General features: G+C 68.0%; 11 protein-coding genes. 8 read left to right on the top strand and 3 right to left on the bottom strand.

Annotated elements, in window-relative coordinates:
* Positions 1–122 precede the first annotated feature (122 nt).
* Complete coding sequence (locus VLK61_RS04435) at positions 123–1,997, bottom strand: PQQ-binding-like beta-propeller repeat protein (protein WP_325418701.1); 1,875 nt, start codon at positions 1,995–1,997, stop codon at positions 123–125.
* 67 nt (positions 1,998–2,064) lie between these two features.
* Between VLK61_RS04435 and VLK61_RS04430 the strand changes: the two genes are divergently transcribed.
* The 7 genes from VLK61_RS04430 (at position 2,065) to VLK61_RS04400 (ending at position 8,632) form a co-directional block, all read left to right on the top strand.
* The gene (locus VLK61_RS04430) at positions 2,065–2,319 is read left to right on the top strand and encodes a tripartite tricarboxylate transporter substrate-binding protein (protein ID WP_325418699.1); all 255 of its coding nucleotides are present in this window, start codon (positions 2,065–2,067) and stop codon (positions 2,317–2,319) included.
* 53 nt (positions 2,320–2,372) lie between these two features.
* A complete protein-coding gene (locus VLK61_RS04425; protein ID WP_325418697.1) occupies positions 2,373–2,849 on the top strand; it encodes a transporter substrate-binding domain-containing protein in 477 nt (158 codons plus the stop codon).
* Between the two features lie 227 nt (positions 2,850–3,076).
* The gene (locus VLK61_RS04420; RefSeq protein WP_325418695.1) at positions 3,077–6,412 is read left to right on the top strand and encodes a C25 family cysteine peptidase; all 3,336 of its coding nucleotides are present in this window, start codon (positions 3,077–3,079) and stop codon (positions 6,410–6,412) included.
* 153 nt (positions 6,413–6,565) lie between these two features.
* Positions 6,566–7,213 carry a hypothetical protein gene (locus VLK61_RS04415; protein WP_325418694.1) on the top strand — a complete coding sequence of 216 codons (648 nt, stop codon included), beginning with the start codon at positions 6,566–6,568 and terminating at the stop codon, positions 7,211–7,213.
* A 61-nt stretch (positions 7,214–7,274) separates the two neighbouring features.
* Positions 7,275–7,433, top strand: a complete 159-nt coding sequence (locus VLK61_RS04410) for a hypothetical protein (RefSeq protein ID WP_325418692.1) — start codon at positions 7,275–7,277, stop codon at positions 7,431–7,433.
* A 32-nt stretch (positions 7,434–7,465) separates the two neighbouring features.
* Complete coding sequence (locus VLK61_RS04405; protein WP_325418690.1) at positions 7,466–8,380, top strand: fatty acid desaturase family protein; 915 nt, start codon at positions 7,466–7,468, stop codon at positions 8,378–8,380.
* On the top strand, positions 8,381–8,632 hold the full coding sequence (locus tag VLK61_RS04400) for a hypothetical protein (protein ID WP_325418688.1): 252 nt from the start codon (positions 8,381–8,383) through the stop codon (positions 8,630–8,632).
* A gap of 42 nt (positions 8,633–8,674) precedes the next feature.
* Here VLK61_RS04400 and VLK61_RS04395 read toward each other — a convergent pair whose 3' ends face one another.
* On the bottom strand, positions 8,675–14,848 hold the full coding sequence (locus VLK61_RS04395; RefSeq protein WP_325418686.1) for a YDG domain-containing protein: 6,174 nt from the start codon (positions 14,846–14,848) through the stop codon (positions 8,675–8,677).
* Between the two features lie 153 nt (positions 14,849–15,001).
* Between VLK61_RS04395 and VLK61_RS04390 the strand changes: the two genes are divergently transcribed.
* Positions 15,002–15,838, top strand: coding sequence for a hypothetical protein (locus VLK61_RS04390; RefSeq protein WP_325418684.1), 837 nt, complete (start codon positions 15,002–15,004; stop codon positions 15,836–15,838).
* Between the two features lie 48 nt (positions 15,839–15,886).
* On the opposite strand, the gene VLK61_RS04385 is transcribed toward VLK61_RS04390, so the two are convergent.
* A partial coding sequence (locus VLK61_RS04385; protein ID WP_414636769.1) for an AMP-binding enzyme occupies positions 15,887–16,303 on the bottom strand: 417 nt, incomplete at its 5' end.

Below are 16,303 nucleotides of genomic sequence, written 5' to 3'. Positions count from 1 at the left end.
CAGGGCATGGCGTTGTTGGTGGAGAACACCGAAGCCGCCTGAGCGCCTTGGGGGTTCGCGCCGCCGTTCAGCCGTGCCGCGCGGCCGCCTGCAATGGCACGCCGGCGCGATCGGCGGCCGACCTACTTCAGGTTGACCGCGATCAGGTCGGTGCTGTTGTGGATGTAGAGAATGCCATTCGCCGACAGCGAGAGCTTGCCCGACGCCGGGTAGCTCCAGACTGAGCGGTGCGTCCGAAGATCGATCGCGTGCGTGGTCGTGTTGGTGCTGAGAAACAGCAGGTTGTCGGTGATCAGCACCTCGCTGACGAAGCCGGTCTCGGCAACGGCGTCCGGCGTCCATGACCACAGCACCGCGCCATCGGCCTCGGCGCGCGCTTCCATGCGCAAGGGGTTCTGGTTGACGGCATAGAGTACCCCGCCGCGGTACGCCGGCGTGGTCGGATAGACGCCGTGGAATTGCCAGGCGATGGTGCCGGTGGTCGTGCGGAAGTTGGTCAGCGTGTTGCCGATCGCGCCGCCATTGAGCACCGAGTTGGAGTAACTCGCCGCGAACACCGAGCCGAGCGCGGCGTTGCCGAGCACCGGCGCGCCGCCGGCGTCATAGATGTAGTTCGTGTACGTCGGATCCGGGATGGTCACGCTGACCGCGCCGGTTGCCGGATCTACGACCTGCAGACGGTCGCCGGTGTAGGCGTAAACGCCGGTGGCGCTGACGGCCGGCGTCCAGTTCGTCACCTGCGACTGCGGCGAGAAGAAGAGCTGGCTGCCCTGCGCGGTGAAGGCGTACAGGCCGCCGTAGGTTCCGGCGTTCGCATAGACGGCGCCGTTCGGGCCGATCGTCGGCGCGTAGTAGGCGTCCCACTGGTTGCTGATGTCGGCGCGGAACACGGCGGAGCCGTCGGCCGCGTTGCGCGCGAACAGGTAGGCGCCATCCTGGTATCCGGCCGCGAAATACACGACGCCGTTCGCGACCGCGGCCGGGTTGGCCGCCGGGTAGGGCAGGCCGGCGAGGTCGAAGCGCCAGGCCTCGCCGCCGTCGAGCTCGCGCCGGGCGGTGATCATGCCGCCGTCCATCCACCCCGAGGACGCAACGAAGAGCAGCCCGCCGGAGGTGACGAGGTTCTGCTTCGTCTGGTTGAACGAGACATTCACCGTGTTTCCCGCGGTCTTCCAGCGCAGGGAGAAGCGGTCGGGATTCACGCTCACCGGCACGTGGCCGGTGTGAGCCGCGTTGCCCTGGAAGGTGCCCCAGTCCGGCGCACCGGGCAACGCGGCAAGCGCCGTCAGGTTGTTGCCCGGCCACGGCGTTGCGGCGGCCATCACACGCACCGAGTACGGCACCGTCACGCCGGGAACTTCCTGCGCCGAACTGCAGCCGGCATCGCGGCAGAGGCTGAAGGCAAGCGTGCCGGCAACCAGCCCTGCCGGGGCGGCGGGAGTGCTCGTCAGGCGCAGGGCGTAGCTGCCGTCGTCGAGGGCCGTCACCGTCACGGGGGCTCGGAACAGGCCGTTCGGGTCATTGACCAGGGCGTAGAGCGTGCCCACGTCGAAGTAGCGGGGACGCACGACGACCTCCGGCGCGATCGGCGAGCCTTGGGCGGCGATGCGCGCGAGACTGCCGGAGACGACGTCGACGCCGATCACCTTCAGCGCGAGCGCGAAGCTGGTGGATCCGCTGGCGTTGGTTGCGGTGACGGTGTAGGTTGCCGGCGCGGTAGCAGCACTCGGCACGCCGGAGATCGCGCCAGTTGCTGTGTTGATCGAGAGGCCGTTCGGCAGTGCGGGCGCGACGCTGTAGCTCGTGACGCTGCCGGTCACCGTCGGCGTGATCGCCGGCATCGTTGCGCCGACGCTCCAGGCCTGCGGCGACGGGTACGACAGCGCGGTGGGTGCCGCAATCGCCGGCGTACTGTCCGAGCCGCCGCCTCCGCAGCCGGCGAGCAGGAACGAGACGAACAGCAGCAGGCCGCAGGCGCTTGCGAATCGGCGAATCATCAGCGGATCTCCCTCTCGGCGTCCGGCGGCAGCGTGCGCACGCTCGGTATGTGTGTTATCGGATCTGTTGTCCAGCTGGCCGACCGCACGCCGGCGAGGCAACAGCAGCCGGCGCAGTGTAGATCGGGCCGGCTCCATCGCCGCCAACCCCACGCTGTACCAGCCCGCGCCCTTCGACATGGCGCGCGACTTCACGCCCATCGCGCTGGTTGGCCGCGTGCCGGTGGTGCTGGCCGTGACGGCGCAGGGCAGCATCGACTCACTGGCCAAGCTGATCGCCGCGGCCAAGGCCGCACCGAAGTCGGTGACCTACACGTTATGACAGACTGATGCGTGAAGCCCGCATCCAGCCGGATTGAGCGGGCCGCACAGACCATGCAGCACGCCAGCCGTCGCGGTGTCTTCTTCGCCGGCGCCGCCCTGGCGCTGGCGCTAGCCGGTTGCACCGGCGCCCCGACAAGGCCGGACAAGATGCCGCCCGAGGGCCGCGACCTGGCGCGCCGCCTCGGCCTTGCGGCCGAAGTCGTGGTGTTCTCGCGCGTGGCCGAGGTGGTGGAGGCCGTGAAGACCGGCCGCGCCGACTTCACGATCACCAACGCAACCGCCGCGCGCGCGTTGGAGGTCGACTTCACGCCGCCCCTGGTGGCGTTGGAGCTGGGCTACCTGTCGCTGCCCGGCGCGCGCGTGCTGGACGGCCGCTGGGGCCTGGAGCAACTGGCGATCGCCGTGCCCAAAGGCCGCGGCGTGGCCGCCGAGTACCTCAGGCGCTATGCCGAGCAGGTCCGCACCGAGGGGCTGGTGCGCGCGGCGGCCGAACGCGCCGGGTTGCGCGGCACGACCGAGTTGCGCTGAGTGTTCACTGCGCCTGGTGGGCAGGCCAGACACTTGAGTCAGGGACGGCTTCCCGTTCCAGACCGCCGCAGCCATCGACGGCAACGATCGAGCAATGCACGGGCCTTCGTCCGCCACCTTGTGGATGGCACTTCAGGACCCGCTGCCTAGACTGGATTCCAAGGTCAGGCGGCTGTGCAAGCGTGAGTTCCCCGCGCTGGGACGAACATCTCGCGAAGGAGTCTGCGATGCGGCTGGAATCCAAGCACGAGGAAGGCTTCGCGGTGCGCGTGGACGTCTACCTCACGAAGGAGGACGTGAGGCTCAAGCGCACGCTCATGGGCCTGCGGGTTGAGATCGCAGAGTGCCACAACGTGGCCCAGCCCGGCGCGCCGGCGCTACCGCGGCGGCTGCTGCACGTGGCGCTGCCGGAGGGCATGTGGCCGGAGCAGATACGGCTGCGCGAGGGCGAGCGCGTCGCGTTGACGGACGCGGCCACGCTGGTGGTGCCGGCGCAGCCGCTGGCGCCAGGCATGTCGCGTCAGCAAGGCGGACACCCGAGCGGAGAGGCCTGCGATGAGCACGGCGACTCGGCAGAGGGCCAGGAGAAGCCCGAGGACAGCGCCACGGACGGCTGCCGCTGCTGCCGGCCCAAGCCCCAGGGCGGGCCCTGGGAGGATCCGGGGCAGCGCGAAGAGCCTTTCCAAACGCCCGACTTCGCCCCGCCCAACGCGCAGCTGTACGAGGCCGAGGCGCGCGACCGCGATGGCGCCAAGCTCAGCACGGTTCGCATGGCGGGCCGCGTGCCCCTGGTAGCCATCGACCTGCGGCCGGTGCGCTACACGGAGCGCGGGCAGTTGGAACTGCTGACGCACATCGCCATCGAGATTCCCTACAGTCCGCGGCCGCGCGAGCGGGCCAGCGACGGGGAACTGGTGGCCGTGCTGGCAAAGGTGGGCGTGCAGATGGACCCCCGGCAGTTGCACCCAATGCCGGAGCCGGTCGTCACGTCGCGCGCGCAGGCCAACCGCTATGCCGAGCTGGCCAGGAGCTTGGTGGTGAACCCCGACCTCGTGAAGATCGGGCCGTGGACCGAACTGGTGGCCCAGCTACCGGCGGACTATGTGGTCATCACGGACAACCGGTCGTGGAACGCCGCGACGATCACGCCCATCGCGCCGCTGGCGGGCGACATGGTGGCGCAGTTCGAGCGGCTGGCCGCGCACAAGCGCGCGCGGGGCGTGACGGCCAAGGTGGTGACGATCACCGACATCGTCAACGGCCGCTACGGCAACCACCGCGCCGGCGCGCGCGACCTGCCGGAGGTGCTGCGCAACTTTGCCAAGCATGCGCACCGCAACTGGGGTACGGCCTGGCTACTGCTCGGCGGCGACGTGTCAGTGGTGCCAGCCCGCGAGGCAGCCGGCGCCATCGAAGGCCACATGGACGTTGCCGCGACGGACCCGCCGGAGGCCAACAAATCTTTCTGGACCGGCACCTTCCTGAAGATGCATGCGGTGAGCCCCGGCACGTGGTGGCCGGGCGGCACGGCGCGCCAGCTCGTCAACGCGGGCACGGGGCAGTTCATCCCCTACGACGCGACGGGTGCCACGGCAGGCGGCGGCCTGGGCTGGTACTGGACGGCCGCCGACTACACCACGCGCTCGACGATGGCGACCAACTTCGTGCGCGTGAACGGCGCGGCGTCCGTCGTCAACGCGCGGCTGCAGTGGCTGTACGAGTGGAACCGCATCCCCACCGACCTGTACTACGCCAGCCACCAGAGTTGGGTCATCGCCTGGCAGGAATTCTCGTTCTGGCTCTTCACGCTGCGGCTGCCCTATGTGTACTACCCGCCGCACGATTGGGACGCGCTGGACAACGGCGTCTACGGCCAGTACGTGGGCGGCGCCGACGTGGACGGCGTGCACTGGACGACGGACCTGAGCGTGGGCCGCGCGCCGGTGCAGTCGGGCGGCGAAGCGCAAGCCTTCGTCGACAAGGCCATGGCCTATGGCCGGATCGGCGCGCCGCTAACGGCGTGGAACCAGTCGAGCTGGCTGGAGCGCGTGGTGATCGCAGCCTCCAACTGGGGGGGAGGCACGCGGATCTCGCGGGGCGTCGGCAGCCCGCCCAGCAGCGGACAGTTCCACGCGGGCGCGGACGCGACGGTGCTGAACCTGGGCAGCATGCCGTCGACCTTCGACGTGCAGCTCATCGCCGAGATCTCCGACACCGACCGCCGCGAGCTGCCCTACAACACGCACAGCAACCCGTCGTCGCGCGGCTGGCATTTTGCGCGCAGCGCGACGGACCATGCGATGGCCGGGTTCTCGCTGTCCATCTTCGGCATCACGCTGGACTTCCCGCTGCCCAGCCCATGGGTGGTCGTGCATGGCGCGGTCGTGGAGCGCGATCCGCCGTCCTACCTGTTCGACGCGCCGGGCCAGGACGGCTCCATGGCGGACCAGGAAGCGTTGCGCGTACAACTCGCGGCCGACCTGCCGGGCTGGGGCCAGGTGTCGCGCCTGTACGAGGACATGACCGACCTCACGCCGGGGCAGGCGGTGGCCGCACCCGTGGGCTATCTGACCAGCACGCGGCTGCAGACGGCGCTGAACGCCGCGCCACACATCGTGAGCCTGTCCGGCCACGGCAGCCCCGGCGGCTGCTGCGGCGGTGGCACCTGGATGGCGAGCGCGCTGAGCAACGGATTGCCCGGCTTCATCGGCTATGCCGACTCTTGCCTGACCGGCGCGATGGACAGCGAGGACAGCTTTGCCGAAGAGCTGCTGAAGAACCCCAACGGCGGCGCCGTGGCCTATGTGGGTAACACGCGATTCAGCTGGATCGGCGTGGGCGACGACATCCAGCGCGCGTTCTTCTCGAAGCTGCGGCACACCCGCCATCTCGGTTTGCTGAACGACTGCCGCCTGGGCGCGCTGGACTTCGGCTACTGGCACGCCTATGCGCGCTGGATCGCGATGTCGCTGACGCTGTACGGCGACCCGGAGATGCGTGTGTGGCGCTTCGCGCCGCGGGTCATCTGGCCGACCGTGCGCTGGAAGAAGCCTGATCTGCGCGTGCCTGTCGAGGTGGAGCTGCCGCGCCCGCCCAGGCCGGTGGAGATCGGCCGCGACCTGCCCACGCACTATTGGGTGAACGTGAGCCAGGAGGGCGGCTTCGAGCGGCTGGAACGCGCCGAGGCCGGAGCGACGCTGTCGCTGAACGTGAGTGGCGCCAAGGCGGGCCGGCTGACGGTGACGGTGCACGCCGATGCGCCCGACTACGCGCCCTACGAGCGCGTCTTCGAGGTGGAGGGGCCGTACTGGCTCACCGGCCGCGTCACGCGACTCACGCACGGCGGCGACACCCACCCGTGGACTGGCGTGGACGTGCGCATGGCCGACGGCCGGTTGCGCCATTGGGTCGTCAACGGCCAGGCGCTGGGCAGCAGCGAGCATGGCTGCGAGGTCATCGTGCAGGCGCTGCTGCAGGCCCACACGGCCGATGTGGACATCGCACTGCAGGTGGACCGTGAGGGGGACGGCGCGCAGATCGAGGGGTTCCGGTTGCCGGCTTGAGAACCCGAGGGGAGGCCCATTGCGGCTCGGCGTCGATGTCATCCGGGAGGCGATCATGCGCGAACCATGGAATCAGCTCTGGGGACCGCGCAGGCGGACCTAGAGTGGCAGCGGTGGGTGAACGAGGGATGGCAGCCGGCTCGGCTAAACCAGATGGTGGCCATCTTGGGCGACCGAGCAACCGCGGTTCCCTGGACGGAGGAGCTGCAGGGGCGATGGCAGCACCACATGGAGCAGCCCAGCACTTTGGGCATGGTTGATGAGGTCGCCCGTGCCCGACGGGACGGGTTCGTTGGCACAGGACCGGCAGAGGCGCCGGCAGCTGTACCTGTGGCAACAGCAATTCGTCAGCGCGACGAACCTAACCGACACTTTGTCCATCGTAACCGCGGTCGAGCAGATGAGGGACTTGGTGAGCGACCTGAATGCGGCGACTGGCAAGCAGAAGGTTTGGAAGGGGTCAAGACCATCTTCTCGTTCCTCAAGGCCGGAGAGAAAGTAGCGGCGCTTGTCGAGCCTGTCGGCGCCAAGCTTGCCGGTGCCGCTGTCTCGGTGGGTGACTTCGCGCTGGATCGACTCGCGCCCCACAGTAGTGAGGACGCCGCATTGCCGATCGCATCTCTGCTGCTCGATGCCCAGAGAGAACTGAGCCTGACTACGTCGGGAGATCGGCGGCGCTCCGAGACTCATCCTGCCAGCCCGCAAGAAAGCGGGCAATCAGGCGTCGTCACTTCAGCAACTGTGCGCGCCAGCAGGCGCTTGGCGCAAGTGCTGCCTTGTGGCACTGGCCAGTGCGGCTGACCGCACGCGGCGATCCGGGCAGCTGACGTTCGCGGTACGCACAGCCGGCCAGGAACTGTCGTTGGCCATCGTCAACTTCCTGGCACCTCGCGAGTCGTACCTGCCCAACAGGCTGATTGCAGGCGAGCCGGACTCCCGCACGGTCAAGCTTTCTGCCCGCAATCCACTTAATCCTTCGTGGAGCGCCAAGGAATCGATGCCCGCCGCGGAGTTCCTCTAGACTACGGCCGTCAGCAATCGCAAAGGGAACGCATGGAAGCTCTACCCGAACCTCGGCAGCGAGCCAGCTTTAATACCCATACATTCTTCTTCGGTCGATATTACCTCCTCAACGTCCTCGGCTACGGCCTTGCGACTATCGCCGTTCTGCGCTGGAATCACCTGTTCGAAACAACCTCTCCATGGTGGCTGTTCGGCCTTGTGCCGCTCTTTCTTACGCGGTTCCGCTACATCATTGCAGGCGCCGCAGTGCTCATCCTTCTGACGCTCTGGCATTACAGGATGGAAATGTCATGGGGATTGGCCATCTTGTGCATTGCGGCCATTTATCTCGGACATCTCAGCGCGGTATTTATACATAACGCGGCGCATCTGAATTTCAGGCCGCTCTGGCTCAATGGGGTCATCGGGGAGGCGTGCGCTTTGCAGCAACTATCTGCCGGCCTTGTGGTGTGGCGCTTCTTCCATGCACATCATCATGCCTTTCCTGATGATCCCGAGCGCGATCCGCATCCGCCGAAAGGCTACACCTTCTGGCAGTTCATCGACGTGGCTCGTCTTCTCATCGCCCGACGCTTGGAAGGGTTGTATCTGAAGAACTGGGGAGATACTGCCGAAACGAGGAAGCGCTGGAAACAGCAAAACCTGCTGCTCCTGTTGTCGCGCTTCGCGAAGACCTTGTTCGTCTTCTCGTTGCTCGGCCCCAAGTACTTTGCGCTGGCGTTCGTGCCCTCGTACATCTCGAATGTGCTGTGCCTCGCTGCCTTCAACTATTTCACCCATCAAGAGCAGCCGGAAGGGACGGTCGAAGCACGAAACCTCCGTGGAAGCCCGTATTTCGATTTTTGCAACCGCTTTCTATTTGGGGTCTACTACCACAAGAATCATCATCGGAACCCTCGAGCGTTCAACCCGATGAGTGTGGACGCGGATCCGAGAGTCGCCTGAATGCGACCGATGCGGCGGGCCGTGCAGGGACCCTTGATCCGTGCCGGCAACCGGCTCGTCGTGGCGCGGCTGCCGCTGCCGGACGGCGAGCGCCACGAGGTCTTCATGCCACCGATGCCACGACGGCCCGACCCGCGGGCCGGGTGGAGCGAATGGGTTTCGCCGCGCCAGGTGTTCGATGTGCAAACCGGCGCAACGGGCGCGCAGGCCATGCTGCAAGTGCGCTGGCGCCTGCGCCTCTACGGTGAATGACAGTCGCGCTTCGCCGCGGGTCGGCGGGTCAGGCGGTCCCGCTCATCGAGTGAGGTAGAGCTGCCGTTGCTCGAACAGGTAGTCGCCGCCCGGCTGGTGGCCGGCCGCGCGCGACGCGCTGTATTGCGGTCGTTGCGGCAACGTGCGGGCCACCGCAAAACGGACCCGCTCGAACACGTTGCCGCCGGCCTGCCAGTTGGACACCTGGTTCAGCGTGTTCATCAGGCTGTAGGCAAATGGCGAATGACCGTCCTTGCCTTCGTCGAACACCGGCTCGTTGCCGCCCGAAGACATCACGACGACTGATTTCCTGTCGAGAAAGCTCTGCGGATTCGGCGTGCCGGTCTGCGGACGAATGCGTTCCTCCGAAGCCAGCGAACCCGAGTAGCAACTGTCCGACACCAGCGCCACTTGCGAGGCGCCGATCTGCCCGATCAGCCGGCTGATGTCGGTGTTGGACAACCAGGTCTCCGGCTGCTTGGCGACACTGTCGGACAGCAGCCAGTAGCCCAGCTTGGTCGACTCCACCAGCTCGCCGTGGCCGGCGTAGTACACCACCACCGAGTCGCGCGGACCGACGCTCAATGCCAGCCGGTTCAGCGCCGCCACCAGCGCCGGCTTGCTCGCGTTGTCGATCACCACGGCCTCGTACCCGAGCTTGCTCTCGAAGACCTTGGCCACGGCGTGTGCATCGCGCACCGCGTTGTTCAGCGAGGGGATCGATGCGTCGGCGTAGCGATCGACGCCGACGATCAGCGCGATCTTGCGCTCGATCTGCGGCAGCGATGCCGACAGCACGCGGCGCCTGGCCGGATCCGCTTGCTGCACTGCTGGAGGTGCTGGCGACAAGGCGGCCTGCTGAACAGGGTCTGGTGCGGGTGAGGGAAGCGGTGCAGATGCAGATGCAGATCTTGGCTCGGCGGGCGCGGCCGTTGCCGGTCTTGCCGGCGCTTCGGGTGCTGCCGGCGATGCAGTCGCGGCCCCTGCCGGTGTCGCGGTGTGGCGTTCCTTGCCCAGGCGCTCCTTCAGGCCGGACGTGATCAGGCAGAGGCCTTGCTCGGCCTCCTGCAGCGTCAGGCATTCGCGCAGATCGGCCAGCGCCGGGTTGCGCTCCAGCTTCACCACCGCATCGGCCAGCAGGTTCTGTTTGAACAGATGGCGCGCGTCCAGCATGCCCTGCAGCTCGTCGGCGGACAGGCTGGACAGCTTGACGGCACCGAAGTCGCCGCTCGGTTGGGTCTCGGCGCTGCCAGCGGCGGAGCCGCCGCCGAACCCGGCACCGGACCCGGTGCCTGACCCGCCGCCGGTTCCACGACCTGTGCCACCGCCTGTCCCATTCGCGCTGGTCGAGATGTCCAGCATGCCGGCGTCGGCCAGCACCTTGCTGCCGCTGACGGTGAAGGTGGTCGGCCTGAAGTCGGGGCCTGCTGTCGTCGTTCCGGTGACCCCATCGTTGCCGATGAGGGTCGACGTCACGGGGGTGAGGTCGAGCACCAGCGTCAGCGCCTGGACGTTGCCGCTGGCTTGCGAGAAGACGTAGTTCAGCGCGCTGAGCCCGCTGCCCGTCACCGCATAACTGCCGGGCGGCGACGTGCTTGCCGCCGTGGTCTGGAAGACGGCGGTGCCCTGCGTCGCATTGCTCACCGTGTCGCCGGCGACGAAGCCGCTGACCAACCCGGTCAAGCCGTCCAGCGACTGGCCGATGTTGCGCACCTCGGGCGTTGCCACGTACTGCAGCGCCGCCGGCGTGATCCGCGCGAACAGCACCGACGACTGGGTCAGGCTGTAGTTGGCCGCGTCCGCGCCCGTCAGCGTGAAGCCCGAAAAGTTGATCGGCTTGCTCGATCCGACGTTGCGATCGGAAAACGCACCCACGCCCGTACCGGCCAGCGACACCGCGTCACCGGCCAGGGTGTGAATCTGCGCCGTGCCCGACAGCGTGGCCGCGGTGCTGCCGTCGTAGACCTTGTCGCTGGCGCTCAGGCCGGTGAGCGCGACGCTCAGCGGCGTGATGCTGGCCTGCAGTGCCGGTGCCGGCTGCAGGCTGTAATTGCCGGCGTCGGCCCCGGCCAGGCTGTAGCCGGTGAGCGTGACGGCCTTGCCTTGGCCGACGTTCTTGTCGGCAAAGCTGCCGCTCACGTTGCCGTTGAGCGAGATGGCATCGCCGGCCACGCTGTCGAGGCTGGCGATGCCGGTGAGCACGGCTGCAGTCGTTGCGTCGTAGACCTTGTCCACGGCCGCCAGGCCGACCAGCGCCACCGGCCGTGGCGTGATGTTCGCCGACAGGCTGGTGGCGGACTGCAGCGCGTAGTTGCCGGCGTCAGCACCACTCAGCGTGGAGCCGCTGAGCGTGACGGCCTTGCCCTGGCCGACATTCTTGTCGGCAAAGCTGCCGGTCAACGCGCCGGTGAAGCTCACGCTGTCGCCCGGCAGCGCATTGAAGCTGGCCGTGCCGCTCAACTGCGCCACCGTCGTGGCGTCGTAGACCTTGTCCAGCGCCGACAGTCCGCTCAAGCTCAGCGGGCGTGGCGTGATGTCGGCCGTCAGCCCGGTGGCCGGGCCCAGCGTGTAGTTGCCGGCATCGGCGCCTGCCAGTGCGAAGCCGGTGACGGTGACCGGCTTGTCCTGGCCGACGTTCTTGTCGGCGAACCGGACCACCGGCGTGCCGGCCGTCGTGACCACGTCGCCGGGCAGCACGCTGAAGCTGATGCTGCCGGACAGCGTCGCGGTGGTCGTGGCGTCGTAGACCTTGCTGTTGACGCTCAGGCCGCCGGCCACCAGGTCGCGCGGCGTGATGTCGGCGAACAGGCCCGTCGGCGCGATCAGGTTGTAGTTGCCGGCATCGCTGCCGACCAGCGCGTAGCCGCTGAGGCTGACCGGCTTGGCGCTGCCGACGTTCTTGTCGGCGAAGCGGGCCAGCACCGTGCCGCCGAGCGCGACGTCGTCGCCCGGCACGGTATCGGCGATCGTGGCCTGGCCCGACAGCGTGGCCGCCACCGTGCCGTCATAGATCTTGCTGCTGACAATGTTGCCCAGCACGTTGACGGTCTTCGGCGTGATGTCGGCCGTCAGGCTCAGCGCCGAGGTGGCCGAGTAGTTGCCGGCATCCTTGCCGCCGAGCGAGAGCCCACTCAGCACGATGGTCTTGTCGGTGCCGACGTTCTTGTCGGCGAAGCTGGCCCCGGCCGAGCCGCGCAGCGACACCTCGTCGCCGGGCAGCGCATTCAGGCTGGGCGCGCCGCTCAGCACGGCCGTCGTGCTGCCGTCATAGACCTTGTTGGCGACGCTCACGCCCGACAGGTCCAGCGGCCGCGGTGTGATGTCGGCGCTGAGCTGGATCGATGAGGCCTGCAGCGTGTAGTTGCCGGCGTCGGCGCCGCTGAGGCTGATGCCGCTGACCAGCACCGGCTTGGCCACGCCGACGTTCTTGTCGTTGAAGCGGGCCGTCACGCCGCCGACGACGACCTGGTCGCCGGGCATCGCGTCGGTGACCGGCGTGCCGGACAGCGTGGCCACCGTGGTCGCGTCATAGACCTTGTTGGCGATGCCCAGGTCGATCACCGACAACGGCCGCGGCGTGATGCTGGCCGACAGCGACGGCGCTTCGCCGGCCACGAAGCTGTAGTTCATGGCCAGCCCGCCGTTGCTGCCGTCCACCACCTGGTAGCCCGTCACGGTCACCGGCTTGTTGTTGCCGACGTTCTTGTTGTTGAAGTGCGCCGTCGGGACGACGTTGATCGTCTCGCTGCCGATCAGGCCCGACAGCGAGGACATGGTGACCTTGGCCGACGCCGACGCGTTGTACACCTTGTCCACCGCCGCAGCGGCGCTGCCGCTGATGACGGCCCGGTTGATGGTGCCGGTCACGTTGCTGACGTACGTGGCGCCCAGGATCTCGGTCTCGTCGGCAAAGAAGCGCGCGCCGACGGCATCGAGGATGGTCGGCTTGTTCACGCCGGCGTTCTTGTCGACGTAGTGCGCGCTGGCGCAGCAGACCAGCTGAATCCCCGTGGTGCCTGGGGGTTGGCTGATCTGAAAGCCGTTGACGTCACTGCCGGCGGTCGTGCCGTCGTAGTCGCGCGTCGTGAGGGTACCGGCCACCGTGACGAACTGCTGGGCGCGGGACAGGAAGACGTTGCCATTGGGCAGCGGCTGGTTGGCCCCGTCGTGCACGATGTAGTCGCTGACCAATCCGCCCGAAACGAAGCTGCTCGGATCGGTGATGTCCTCGACGTAGACCATCCAGAAATTGGATGCGCTGAGTGAATTCGAATTGTTGTTCTTGAACTCGTTCAGCGGCGAGCTCCCGCCCCGGCCCACCAGGATGATGGGATAAGACGTGGTCGACGTCAGGAACGAGTTCGTCAGGTACACCGAATCGGCGTTGACATCGATGCCGCCAGCTGACAGTGCCGACCCGTTGAGCGTGAGCGTGCCGGATCCGCCATTGCCCGCGTTCAATCTGATCGGGCCGGGAGGGCCGTAATTGGGACTGTACGGATCGAGCTCGCCGGCGAGGTTGATCTGGGAGCCGGTGATCGTGATGTTCCGGTCCGCGCTCAGCGTCAGGCTGACGCTTTTCCCGGAGATGTGGGCGTTCGTGACGTCGATGTTGCCGCTCCCGTTGCCGCTTCCGCCGCCGGTGTCGACCGTGACGGAGCTGGTCTGAAGGGCTGCCGTGAGGGTTTCGGCGCTGATGCGCGACGGCTGCCCCGTGGCCGTGAAGCTGGCACTGATGTTGGAGTCGGTGATTCCGTCGCTGATGAGGATGTCGTACGGGTCGAGCAGCCACTGGCCGGCCGTGCCCCGCGGTGCGCTCGTGTCGACGCGGGCAGGCCGGGCATCCAGCCAGCCGCCGGAGGTCTCGATGTGGCCGCCGTTGCCCGACGACGCGCCTGCGCGTGCGCTGAGCACGCCGAACGCACGCGTGGCCTTGTCGCTCCACAGCACGATGCGGCCGCCGTCGCCTTGCGCCAGTGCGTCGGCGATGATGCTGGCTTGCGGAGCGAAGTAGACCGCCTGCGCATTCGCGAAGCGTGTGTCCTGGCCGCGTTCGCCACCGCCGACCAGCACCTCGCCGCCGCCGGCCTGGCCCGAGACATCGACGCGCGCGCCATCCATCAAGCCGACTTCGCGGCCAAGCATCAGCACCTGCCCGCCGCTGCCCTGCCGGCCTTGCGCGCTGACGCTGCCTTCGACCGTGCTGCGCCCGGCGGCCGATTCGATCCGCACGCTGCCGCCGCTGCCGCCGTCGGCACTGGTGCGGCTGCCGGCGGCAAGGGCCAATGAATCGCTTGCCTTGATCCAGACCTCGCCGCCGGCGCCGGTGCTCAACGCGTCGGCGCTGACGATGCCTTGTTGATTGACCGCGGCGGCATGAATGTCAATGCGCCCACCCGCGGCATTCAGCTCGCCGAGGTTGCGTGCCGAACCCGCTGGCGCCGTGATGCGCACGCCGAGGTTCGGCGCACCGGTGTCGACCAGCTCGACACTCTGCCCGGCCGCCAGGATGATCTGGCCGCCCGGGGTTTGCACCAGGCCCTCATTGCGCACATCGGTGCCGATCAGCGCGATGGTGCCGCCGAACGAGGTCCGCAACTCACCCCGATTGACGACTTCGGCGCTGCCGCCATTGGCCGTGAAGCGATAGCGCCCGCCCAGCCAATCGCTGTCGTTCAGGCGCAGCGTGGAGGTGACCAGGCCGGCGACGTCGATGCGCGCGTTCTGGCCGAACAGCACGCCGTTCGGGTTCAGCAACCACACGCGGCCGTTGCTGCCCAGGCTGCCGAAGATGTTCGACGGATCGTTGCCGACCACGCGGTTCAGCACCTGGCTGGTGGTATTGGCCTGCTGGAAGTAGACCGAATTGTTCGCCCCGATGGAGAAGCTGTTCCAGTTCAGCACCGTCTGCGGCGTGTTCACCACCGTCATGCGGTTGCCCGAAGTGATCACCTGGGCCTGCCCGTGCACCACCGAGACGCCGGACGGCAGCGTCTGCGCCAGCGCCAGCGCCGGTTGCAGCGACAGCGTGAGCAGCGAGCACGCGGACAACGCCAGCGCCAGCCGGTGCGGCGCGAAACGCCGGCGCAGCGAGCACGCGGTGGCGACAGAAACCCAAGCACGTGATCGCATGATGTCGCTCCAGTGATGGGAATTCTGGAGCAGGATGCCAAAGGGGCAAGCGAACAGTGGAGTATTTACCCCGCCGTGGCCCACCGCTGCTGCGTGAAGCGGCTCGCCAGGTGGCCGATGGCGGCGCCAAGGTCGCGCTGACGAGCGCGATGGTGCGCCACGCCGTGCCCGGCGGCGGCCCGTACACCGCCAGCAAGGCCGCAAGGCGCGCTCGGCCGCGCTGTTGTGAGCCACCGAGTGCGCCGCTCGGCCAACCCCGACGGCATGCTGTTCGACTACCTGAAGCAGGACGCCGCCGGCAACGTCACGCTGGTCACCAATGGCGAGCGCATCTTCATCATCGTCTGCGAAAAAGTCCTGCCACCACCATCGACCGCGCTGATCCTCGAGCTGATCGATCCGCGCGGCCACATCTGCTGCGTGGACCCGCCGCCGTCGACGATGACCGTCACGCGCAGCGGCGCCACCGGCCTCACGATGACGGGCAATGCGTCGTGGTTGCCCTTGACCGGCACCCTCGGCGCCGACGGTCGTTTCGACCTGCAGAGCACCGCCACCGTCGCCGGGCGGACCAACGTGCGCAGCCGCTTCACCGGCAGCTTTGCCCAGGGCCGCTTCGATGGCCGCTTGAGCGTCGGCACGCAGGGCGAACTGTTCGGCGTGCCGATCGAGTGGCGGCTGCAGGTCGTCGACCCGGTCGTCGGCACCGCGCCGGCGATGCGCATCAACGGTTTCCGTCGCGACGTGGCGATCAAGGCGGGCGATGCCATCAAGCCATCGCTGTCGATGCGCGCCTGCGCGCAGGCCGGCCTGCCGGTCGACTGGTGGCTGGTGGCCGCCACGGCCGACGGGCAGCTGTTCTCGTTCGACCTCGCGACGATGAGCTGGCAGCCCGGCTTGAAGGCAACGCTGACCACTGCGCTGGTCGACCTGCCCTACGTCGGACTGCCGTCCTTCGGTGGCTTGCCGGCCGGTGTCTACACCTTCTATTTCGGCATCGACACGGCGCCGAACGGCATGCTGGACCTGGCCTCCACGACCTACGAGCGCACGGTGCTGACGGTGCGGCCGTAGCACGGTGCGGCGCTGGCGTGCAGGCGTACAGGCGTGTAGGGGGCCGTGTCAGCCCATGTCGCGGGCGCGCGCCAGCAGCGTCGCATCCTGCCGCAGCAGGTGCTTGGCCACGCGCTGGGTCGGCGTTTGCGGCAGCGCGTCGACGAAGACGAAGTAGCGCGGCTGCTTCACCGGCGCCAGCCGCGCGCGGCACCAGTCGGCCAGCTCTTCGTGCGACAGCTGCGCCTGCGGCGCCGCCACGACGGCGACCAGCACCTCGTCCTCGCCGAGTTCGGAGGGCACGGCGATCGCCGCCGCCTGCGCCACCAGCGGGTGGCTTTCGACGACACGGTCGAGCTCGGCGCCGGAGATGTTCTCGCCGCGGCGGCGGATGATGTCCTTCTGCCGCGCGATGAAGTAGTAGTAGCCGTCGTCGTCGCGCCGCACCAGGTCGCCGGTGCGGAACCAGCCGTCCTGGAACGAGGC

Origin of the sequence: Aquabacterium sp. (genome assembly GCF_035476535.1) — a bacterium.
Lineage (GTDB): Bacteria > Pseudomonadota > Gammaproteobacteria > Burkholderiales > Burkholderiaceae_C > Pseudaquabacterium.
The sequence above is the reverse complement of the archived record's forward strand: the minus strand, read 5'-3'. Positions and strand labels throughout refer to the sequence as shown.